Origin of the sequence: Streptomyces sp. NPDC001093 (genome assembly GCF_040298985.1) — a bacterium.
Classification (GTDB): domain Bacteria; phylum Actinomycetota; class Actinomycetes; order Streptomycetales; family Streptomycetaceae; genus Streptomyces.
In genome coordinates this window covers 1-9,777 of sequence record NZ_JBEPBF010000218.1, presented here as the reverse complement: position 1 = coordinate 9,777, position 9,777 = coordinate 1, and the positions used below count along the sequence as shown (strand labels likewise).

Below are 9,777 nucleotides of genomic sequence, written 5' to 3'. Positions count from 1 at the left end.
CACCGGAGTGACCCGCGCCGGCTCCGGCTCGGGCGCCGCCCTCTCGCCCCGCACCCGCAGCATCACCAGCAGGGCCGGTGTCTCGTCCACGCTGTCGCTGACGGGGTCCGCCGTCAGCTCCCCGAACCGCTCGGCGCCGCCCGGTGCCCGCCAGCGCACCGACACCTGGTAGCGCGAGCGGTGCCGCAGCCGCAGCGCCTCGGCGATCCGCTCCACCTGCGTGGCCTCCTGCGGCCGGAACAGCTCCAGCACGTCCCGGCCGCGCAGCCGCCCCGGCGTCGTACCGCACTCCGCCGCCATCGCGGGGTTGGCCAGCACCACCAGGCCGTACACATCGCACACGGCGACCGGCACCGCCACCCGGTCGAAGAGCACCAGGGCCCGGTTGCGCCATACGACCCCGTCGGCCCGCCCCAGGTCCATGCCCACCTCCCGCGAAGTGCCGAGCCACGTCCTCATACAAGACGAAGATCCAGGTCAGCGGCAAACCGTGCGGCCCCGGTGCGCGTTGCCGAGACCGTGGGGCCCGCTCGGCGCAAGGCCCGCGACCGAGATTTGACTGCGCGATCGTGTAGTGCCGGAGCACGGACCCGCACCGCCGCTCGCCCACCCTGGAACGCAGTACTCGGTTACCGCGAGTACTCCGTTACCGCGAAAGGCAGTTGTCGCGCCATGTCCCCCACCGCACTGCACCCCGACCCCGCCGGTACCCTGCCCGGCGTCCCCGTCGTCGACATCACCGCCACCGGTCCCGGCCACACCCCCCTCCAGCAGGTCATGGACCTGATGCGCACCCACGGCCCGGTGCTCGTGCGCAGGCTGCACGGCCGGGACGTGCTGTTCGTCGCCGACGCCGACCTGGTCGCGGACCTCGCCGACGAGGAGCGGTTCGCCAAGCACGTCGGGCCCGCGCTGGAGAACGTGCGCTCTTTCGCCGCCGACGGTCTGTTCACGGCGTACAACGACGAACCCAACTGGGCCAAGGCGCACGACATCCTGATGCCCGCCTTCGCGCTCGGCTCGATGCGCACCTACCACCCGGTGATGCTCGAGGTGGCCCGCCGGCTCATCGGCTCCTGGGACCGCGCGGCCCGCGACGGGCAGGCCGTGAACGTGCCGGACGACATGACCCGGATGACCCTCGACACCATCGGCCTCGCCGGTTTCGGCTACGACTTCGGCTCCTTCGAGCGCGTCGAGCCGCACCCCTTCGTGGAGTCGATGGTCCGCTGCCTGGAGTGGAGCATGCACCGGCTCGCCCGCACCCCGGGCCAGGACCACTCCGCCGCCGACGCGGCCTTCCGGGCCGACGCCGACCACCTCGCGAAGGTCGTCGACGACGTCATCGCCTCCCGCACCGGCACCGACCAGAGCGGCGCCGAGGACCTGCTCGGGCTGATGCTCAGCGCGCCACACCCCGCCGACGGCACCACCCTGGACGCCGCCAACATCCGCAACCAGGTCATCACCTTCCTCATCGCCGGCCACGAGACCACCTCCGGCGCGATGTCCTTCGCCCTGTACTACCTCGCCAAGCACCCCGCCGTGCTGCGGCTGGTGCAGCGCGAGACCGACGCGCTGTGGGGCGGCGCGGCCGACCCGGAGCCCTCGTACGACGACATCGGCCGGCTCACCTACACCCGCCAGGTGCTGAACGAGGCCCTCAGGCTGTGGCCGACGGCCGCCGCCTTCGGCCGGCACGCCCGCGAGGACACCCTGCTCGGCGGCCGGATCCCGCTCGCCGCGGGCCAGGCCGTCACCGTGCTCACCCCGATGCTGCACCGGCAGCCCGTGTGGGGCGACAACCCGGAGCTGTTCGACCCCGAGCGGTTCACCGCCGAGGCGGAGGCGGCCCGCCCGGTGCACGCCTTCAAGCCCTTCGGCACCGGCGAACGCGCCTGCATCGGGCGGCAGTTCGCACTGCATGAGGCGACCATGCTGCTCGCCATGCTGGTCCACCGGTACCGGCTGCACGACCACGCCGACTACCGGCTCACCGTGAAGGAGACCCTCACCCTCAAGCCCGAGGGCTTCACCCTCACGCTGAGCCCGCGCACCCCCGCCGACCGCGTGCACACCCCGCTGCCGGGCGGCATCCCCGCGCGAGCCGACACGGGCCCGGCCCCGGACACGCTGCCCGCCCGGGTCCGCCCCGGCACCGGCGTCCTCTTCCTGCACGGCAGCAACTACGGCACCTGCCGCGCCTTCGCCGCCCAGCTCGCCGACGAGGCCGCCGCCGTCGGCTGCGCCACCGAGGTCGCCGCGCTGGACGCGTACGCGGACGGACTGCCCACGGACCGAGTGGTCGTCATCACCGCCGCCTCCTACAACGGCCACCCCACCGACGACGCCCGCGCGTTCACCGCCTGGCTCGACGGCACCCCCGACCTGACCGGCGTGACCTACGCCGTCCTCGGCGTCGGTGACCGCAACTGGTCCGCCACCTACCAGCAGGTTCCCACCCGCGTCGACGCCCGCCTCGCCGAGCTCGGCGCCACCCGCCTGACCGACCGGGCCGCCGCCGACGCCTCCGGCGATCTCACCGGCAGGGTCCGGGAGTTCACGGCCCGGCTGCGCACCGCGCTGCTGACGGAGTACGGCGACCCCGACGCCGGTACCCGGGAGGCGGAGCCCACGACGGCGTACGAGGTCCGCACCCTGACCGGTGGCCCGCTGGACGCCCTCGCCGCCCGGCACGAGCTGGTCCCGATGACCGTCACCGAGGCGTACGACCTCACCGCCCCCGCATACCCGCGCACCAAGCGGTTCCTGCGCATCGCGCTGCCCGAGGGCGTCACCTACCGCACCGCCGACCATCTGACCGTGCTGCCCGCCAACGCCCCGGACCTGGTGGACCGCGCCGTCGCCGCGTTCGGCCTCGAGCCCGACGCCGTCCTGGAGATCCGGGCCACCCGCCCGCGCCGCGACGGCCTCGCCGTGGACCGCCCGCTCACCGTGCGGCAACTCCTCACCCACCACGTCGAGCTGCAACAGCGGCCGACGGCACGGCAGCTGGCCCTGCTCGCCGAGGCCAACCCCTGCCCGCCCGAGCGCGCCGCCCTGGCCGCCCTGACGGGCGACGATCCGCGCACCCTCGTCGAACTCGCCGAGGACCACCCCGCCCTGCGCGGCGCCCTCGGCTGGCCGCTCCTGCTCGACCTGCTGCCCCCGCTGCGGCCCCGCACCTACTCGGTGTCCTCCTCGCCGGTCGTCGACGCCCGCCACGTGGACCTCATGGTCTCCGTCCTCGACGCCCCCGCCCGCTCCGGGAAGGGCCGCCACCGGGGCACCGGCTCCGGCCACCTGGCGACCCTCCGGCCCGGCGACACCGTGTACGCCCGCGTCCAGCCCTGCCGCGAGGCCTTCCGGATCGACGGCTCGGCACCCGTCGTGATGGTCGCCGCCGGCACCGGACTCGCCCCGTTCCGCGGCGCCGTCGCCGACCGGGTCGCGGCCCGTGCCGCGGGCGCCGAGCTCCCGCCCGCGCTGCTCTACTTCGGCTGCGACGCCCCCGACGCCGACTTCCTGCACGCCGCGGAGCTGCGGGCCGCCGAGGAGGCCGGCGCGGTCTCGCTGCGTCCGGCCTTCAGCGCCGCGCCCGAGAACGGGGCCGCCTTCGTGCAGCACCGCATCGCCGCCGAGGCCGACGAGGTCCGCGCCTTGCTGGACGCCGGCGCCCGGGTGTACGTCTGCGGCGACGGCGCCCGGATGGCCCCCGGCGTCCGCGAGGCCTTCCGCACGCTGTACCGGGAACGGACGCCGGATGACGACGAGGCGGCGGCCGGGCGCCTGCTCGACTCGCTGGTGGCCGAGGGGCGTTACGTGGAGGACGTGTACGCCGCGGGGTGAGCCGCTTTGCTCAGATCGTGAACTAAGGGTTGGGAGAATCTCGCGTTCCGCCTGTCCGAAGGGGTATGTTGCAGGTCGGGAAGGGTTCGTGAAGGGAGCGGCATGGCGGGGCGTAATGGGCGCACGGTACGCGACCTCAGGCGGGGCAACCGCACGGCGGTGCTGCAGAAGCTGTACTTCGACGGCCCCCTCAGCCGCTTCGAGCTGGGCCCGGCCACCGGCCTGAGCTCCGGCTCGGTCAGCAACGTGGTCGCCGACCTGATCTCGGACGGTCTGGTCGAGGAGGCCGGCAGCGTCGACTCCGACGGCGGCCGGCCCCGCACCCTGCTGCGCGTCGCCCCGGACAGCGGACAGATGATCGGCGTCGACGTCGGCGAAACCCGCGTCCGGGTCGAGCTGTTCGACCTGGCCCTGACCGAACTCGCCCGCACCGAACACCGGCTGGCCCCGCAGGGCTACGACGCCGAGGTGATCGCCGGCCACATCCGCGACGGCATCGCCGAGGTCCTCGGCGTCGAACAGGCCGTGCCCGAGCGGCTGCTCGGCGTCGGAGTCGGCGTCCCCGGCATCGTCGAGCACACCCCGGAGCAGGGCGCCGTCGTCCACGGGCAGACCATCGGCTGGGACGCCGTCCCGCTGGAACGGCTGCTCCGCTCCTCCTCCCGGCTCCCGGACGGGATCCCGTACTTCATCGACAACGGCGCCAAGACGCTGGGCCAGGCGGAGATGTGGTTCGGCGCGGGACGCGGCGCCCGCAACGCCGTGGTCGTGCTCTTCGGCTCCGGCGTCGGCGCCTGCGTGGTCACCCCCGAGGTGGAGCACGGGCGGGCGGTGGAGTGGGGGCACCTGACCGTGCGGGTGCGCGGGCGCCGCTGCCGCTGTGGCGCGCCGGGCTGCCTGGAGGCCTACGCGGGCGCCGAGTCTCTGCTCGACCGCTGGCGCGAGGAGGGCGGACGGCCGCCCGAGGGCACCGACGAGGAGACGGCGCTCACCGCGATGCTCGCCGCCGCGTATCCGGCCGAGGGCGCCGAGCACGACCCCGTCGCGCTGGCCGTCCTCGAGGAGACCGCCGAGTACGTCGGCGCCGGCCTGTCCGACCTGATCAACCTCTTCCAGCCCGAGCGGATCCTCATCGGCGGCTGGGCCGGGCTCCAGCTGGGCGCCCGCTTCCTGCCGGCCGTACGGCGGCACGCGGCGACGTACGCGCTGCGTCATCCGGCCGACAAGGTCACCATCGACCTCGGCCGGCTCGGCCCGGACGCGGTCACCGTCGGCGCGGCCATCCTGCCGCTGGCCGACTTCTTCACCAGCGGCGGCCGCCGCCCGGAGCCGGTCACCGAGGGCCGCCTGCCGGCGTGGCGAGCGGCGCTCCGGGAGCGGGCGCCGCGCTGAACGACCGGTGCTGCGAAGGCGCCGGGACCGCTCAGGCCGGCGGTTCGTCCGCGTCAGGCGCGTCCTCCGCCGGAGTCACCTCGTGCTCGCGCGGCTTGTCCGGCCCGACCTCCCACGGGTCCTCGCCGGCGCCCGCCTGCTGGTCGGGCATGTCCCTCGGGACCGGGCTCGTGTCACGGTCCGGCTCCGGCTCTCGTTGTGCGGCCATGGCGTACTCCCCTCGGCCCGGGCGCGCGGCGGATCAGCCGACCTTGCGCCCGCGCAACGGCTCGGTGTCCATCCCTCCGCCCCTCTGCAGGCCGTCGAGGAACTCCTGCACCACCCCGGTCGCCGTACGCCGCGGCCGCCAGCCCAGCTCGGTGCGCGCCCGGCCGCAGTCCATCAGCGGCAGCCGCAGCACGGCGTCGAACAGCTGCGGTGAGGCCGGCAGCAGATGCAGCCCCCAGGCCGCGGCGATCGCCGACCGGGCCGCCGTACGCGGCAGCCGCACCGGGCGGCTGCCCAGCAGCTCGGCGAGCACGCCGGCGTCGAGCGGCGGGTCCGCGGCGAGGTTGAAGGCGCCCCGCGCGCCGTCCGGGTGCACGGCGAGCCGGTAGGCCTGGGCGGCGTCGTCCGTGTGCAGCGCCTGCACCCTGAGCCCCTGGATGTCCGGCAGGAACGGCAGCAGCTCCGGCCGGGCCAGCGGACCCGGCAGGAAACGCCCGCCGAAGATCCGCCGCTGCTCGCTCGCCGACTGCCACTTGAACAGGAACGCCGGGCGCATCCGCACCACCCGCACCTCGGGGTGGTCCCGCTCGAACACGTCCAGGGAGCGCTCCAGATAGGCCTTCTCCCGGCAGTAGGCGGCGTCCGGCCAGCCGTGCGTCGGCCAGGACTCGTCCACCGCGCGGTCCTTGGGGCCGGGTGAGTACGCGCCCACGGACGAGGCGTGCACCAGCACCGGCACCCGCGCCGCGGCGACCGCCTCGAACACCCGGATGCCGCCGAGCACATTGGTCCGCCAGGTGACCGCCGGATCGTGCGTCGGCCGGAACGCCCAGGCCAGATGGACGACGGCGTCGGCGCCCTCGAAGCGCTCGGCGAGGTTCGCCTGTTCGGAGGCGATGTCGGCCGCGGACCACTCGGTCTTCGGCGGCGACCAGGCCGGCGTACGCCGGGCCAGTCCGCGCACCGACTTGATCTCCGGGTCCTCCGAGAGCAACCGCACCACACTCGTGCCGACATTGCCGGTGGCACCCGTGACCACGACCCTGCTGCCCGCTGCGCCGCTCACCTTCGGCTCCTCTCGGCCCACGCTCCGGGAGACCGGCCGGGTACCCGGGCCCGGGCGCGCGCACACCCGGCCATGACGCGACAGGTAATCGACCGGTGCGCCGGATCCGGGGAGTATCGAGGACGTCAGCGCGACGCAGCGGCGTCGCACCAGCTCCCCACCGCCGAGGAGGCACCCCATGCCGTACTTCGACAGCCCGGTCGACGGCGCCCGCCTGCACTACACCGACCACGGCCCGGCCACCGGCCCGGTCGCCGTCTTCGTGGCCAGCGCCTACCTCGGCCAGGAGATGTGGGAGTACCAGACGCTGCCGCTCGCGGAGGCCGGATTCCGCTGCGTGGCGCTGGACCGGCGGGGACACGGCCGCTCCGAGGACACCTGGAACGGATACGACCTCGACACCCTCGCCGACGACCTCCACGGCCTGCTCGACCACCTCGACCTGCGCGAGGTCGCCCTCGTCGGGCACTCCGTCGGCACCGCCGAGGTGATCCGCTGCCTCACCCGGCACGGCACCGCGCGCGTGGCCCGCGCCGCCCTCGTCGCCGGCGTCAGCCCCGGCCTGGTCCGCTCGCCGAACCTCCCGGAGGGCATCGACCCCGCGGCCGTACGCGCCGACGAGGAGTCCTTCCGTCGTGACCGGGCCGCCTGGTTCACGCGCTTCGCGGACGACTTCTTCGCCGTCCAGCAGCCCGGCAACGACGTCTCCCCGGCCTACGTCCGCTATCTGATCGACCGCTGCCTGGTCGCCACGCCCCGCGCCGCGACCGCGGTCCGGGCCGTCGTCGCCGCGCTGGACCTCGCCGCCGAGCTGCCCGCGCTGGACCTCCCGGTGCTGGTGGTGCACGGCACCCACGACACCTCCGCGCCGTCGGCACTCACCGGTGAACGCCTGGCCCGGCTGCTGCCGGGCGCCGTCCTGAAGATGTACGAGAACGGCGGCCACGGGCTGTTCGCCACGCACGCCGCCCGGCTCACGGCCGACCTGCGGGAGTTCATCGAGGACGGGGCCGTGCGCACCGGTGAGCAGGTGGGCGTCGGAGCGGCCGGCCGGTGAACCGGTGCACACGAAAGAGCCCCGGCCGTGACGGGGGATTCACGACCGGGGCGGTCAGGTGGTGGGCACGGACGGCGGTCGCCTCTCGGCGAAGGGCTCCACAGGGCTTCAGCCGAACGATCGTCCCTGTGGGCAGAAGGTGAGGCCCGGGGACACTGTCCCATCCGTACCCACGGCCGGTTCAACGAACAACCATCCCGTGGTGTTCCGGCGGGCCATGTGACGTGTACCACCTCCCATGATGCTCACGCCAGTGGCCTCCCGTCGAGCCCTTCGAGCAGGTCTGCCCCCTCCTGGCTCACGCTGCGCGCCGGATGCCACGCCGGGCGGGTCAGGAACCCGCCACGCGCGCCGGGACCCGGCCCTCCCGGGTCCAGGCCAGCAGCTCGTCGGCGGACCAGGTGGTCACCACCCGCTCGGCGGGCACCCCGCACTCCTCGGCCCGGGCGCAGCCGAGGATCTGCCAGTCGAGCTGGCCGGGCGCGTGCGCATCGGTGTCGACGGCGAACAGCACCCCCGCCTCCACGGCCCGGCGCAGCAGCCGGCGGGGCGGGTCCAGCCGCTCGGGACGGCTGTTGATCTCCACCGCCGTACCGGACTCGGCGCAGGCCGCGAACACCGCGTCCGCGTCGAACTCCGACTCCGGCCGCCCCCGGCCCGTCACCAGCCGGCCCGTGCAGTGCCCCAGCACATCGGCGTGCGGATGGCGTACGGCGGCCACCATCCGGCGGGTCATCGAGCGGGCGTCCATCCGCAGCTTGGAGTGCACCGACACCACGACCACGTCCAGCCGCTCGAGCAGCTCCGGCTCCTGGTCCAGCGAGCCGTCCTCGAGGATGTCGCACTCGATACCGGTGAGCAGCCGGAACGGCGCCCACCGCGCGTTCAGCTCCGCCACCAGCTCCAGCTGCTCCCGCAACCGCTCCGGCGACAGGCCGCGGGCCACCGTCAGCCGGGGGGAGTGGTCGGTCAGAGCGGTCCACTCGTGTCCGAGCTCGGCCGCCGCCCGCCCCATCTCCTCGATCGGGCTCCCTCCGTCGGACCAGTCCGAATGGGTGTGACAGTCCCCCCGGACCAGCTCCCGCAACTCCGCCCCGGCGCCCTCCGCCCCGACCGACGCCCCGGCCTCCTCCTCCAGCTTCCGCAGATACCCCGGCACCTCCCCGGCCAACGCCTCCCGCACCACCTGCGCGGTCTTGGGCCCGACCCCCTTGAGCGCCTCCAGCGTCCCGGCCGCCGCCCGCTCGGAAACCTCGTCCGCGGGCAGGACGGCCAACGTCCGCGAGGCGGTCCGGAAGGCCTTCACCCGATAGGTGGGCGCGAGCGACCGCTCCAGCAGAAAGGCGATCCGGTCGAGAGCAGCCACGGGATCCATGCACCCAAGGTTCCCTCAGACGCTCCGAAGGGGCGCGGGGAACTGCGAAGCCCAGGCAAGCTGCGGAGGCCGGCCATGCCCGGCGCAGCGATCGTCACGGGCGCGGACTCCGGAATCGGCCGAGCCACCGCCGTACGCCTGGCCGGGGCGGGTCTGGACGCACGGCGGAGGAGGTCCGCGGCAAGGGCCGCCGCGCCGCCGTCGCCCGGCTGGGCCGCCTCGACGTCCTGGTCGACAACGCCGGTACCGGCATCATGAACCCCTTCCTCGACCTGACCCTCGCGGACGTACGCCGGGTCCTGGACGTCGACCTCGTCGGGCCGTTCCTGTGCGGGCAGCACGCGGCCCGGCGCACGATCCGGCAGGGCGACGGGGGCCGGATCGTCGACGTGCCGGGTCGGCGTGGCACCGTACTGTGCGGTGAAGGGCGGACCGTGAACGCGGTCGCGCCGGGGGAGATCGCCACGCCGAGGACCGGCCAGGAGGACACCGACGTGCACACCGAGCGGCGGCCCGGCGTGCCACTCGGGCGACCCGGTGACGCACGGAGGTCGCCGCCGTCATCGCCTTTCTGGCGAGCCCGGACGCCTCGTACGTCACCGGCGCGTGCTGGAGCGTCGACGGCGGCATGCTGCGGATGGGCCCGCAGGCCGGCTCTCACCTGAGCGCCGACGACTGGCGCCGGCCCTGAGACCGTGCGGCTGCGGACCAGCTCCTGCGACGGACCCGGCTACCGCCGCGTCCGTTGCGGCGGAAGCCGGGGCATCCGCTGACCCGAAACCGCCCGCCGGCCCCAAACCCGCACCCGCCCGCTCACCCCGAAGCCGGAGA

General features: G+C 74.6%; 7 protein-coding genes and 1 pseudogene. 4 read left to right on the top strand and 4 right to left on the bottom strand.

The genetic code is table 11. The annotated features are described in order from the left end of the window. Window positions 1-423: PAS domain-containing protein (locus ABT288_RS47975; RefSeq protein ID WP_351622859.1), on the bottom strand; the 423-nt coding region annotated here is incomplete at its 3' end. A gap of 249 nt (window positions 424-672) precedes the next feature. On the opposite strand from ABT288_RS47975, the gene ABT288_RS47970 reads away from it, so the two are divergent. Then, window positions 673-3,849: a cytochrome P450 gene (locus tag ABT288_RS47970; protein WP_351622857.1), complete on the top strand. Its 3,177-nt coding sequence runs from the start codon at window positions 673-675 to the stop codon at window positions 3,847-3,849. Window positions 3,850-3,951: 102 nt separating this feature from the next. After that, entirely contained in the window at window positions 3,952-5,241 is a 1,290-nt protein-coding gene (locus ABT288_RS47965; RefSeq protein WP_351622854.1) for an ROK family protein, read from the top strand. 31 nt (window positions 5,242-5,272) lie between these two features. On the opposite strand, the gene ABT288_RS47960 is transcribed toward ABT288_RS47965, so the two are convergent. Together ABT288_RS47960 and ABT288_RS47955 are read right to left on the bottom strand one after the other, a co-directional pair. Then, window positions 5,273-5,449 (bottom strand): hypothetical protein, encoded by a 177-nt coding sequence (locus ABT288_RS47960; protein WP_351622852.1) that lies wholly within the window; start codon window positions 5,447-5,449, stop codon window positions 5,273-5,275. Between the two features lie 33 nt (window positions 5,450-5,482). Further along, window positions 5,483-6,514, bottom strand: a complete 1,032-nt coding sequence (locus ABT288_RS47955; RefSeq protein WP_351622849.1) for an SDR family oxidoreductase — start codon at window positions 6,512-6,514, stop codon at window positions 5,483-5,485. A 178-nt stretch (window positions 6,515-6,692) separates the two neighbouring features. Here ABT288_RS47955 and ABT288_RS47950 point away from each other — a divergent pair, with 178 nt between their 5' ends. Then, window positions 6,693-7,571, top strand: a complete 879-nt coding sequence (locus tag ABT288_RS47950; protein ID WP_351622846.1) for an alpha/beta fold hydrolase — start codon at window positions 6,693-6,695, stop codon at window positions 7,569-7,571. 331 nt (window positions 7,572-7,902) lie between these two features. Here the strand turns inward: ABT288_RS47950 and ABT288_RS47945 are convergent, their stop codons facing one another. After that, window positions 7,903-8,946, bottom strand: coding sequence for a PHP domain-containing protein (locus ABT288_RS47945; RefSeq protein WP_351622843.1), 1,044 nt, complete (start codon window positions 8,944-8,946; stop codon window positions 7,903-7,905). A 75-nt stretch (window positions 8,947-9,021) separates the two neighbouring features. On the opposite strand from ABT288_RS47945, the pseudogene ABT288_RS47940 reads away from it, so the two are divergent. Next, window positions 9,022-9,637 (top strand): annotated as a pseudogene (locus tag ABT288_RS47940) (SDR family oxidoreductase). The last annotated feature ends 140 nt before the right edge of the window (window positions 9,638-9,777 follow it).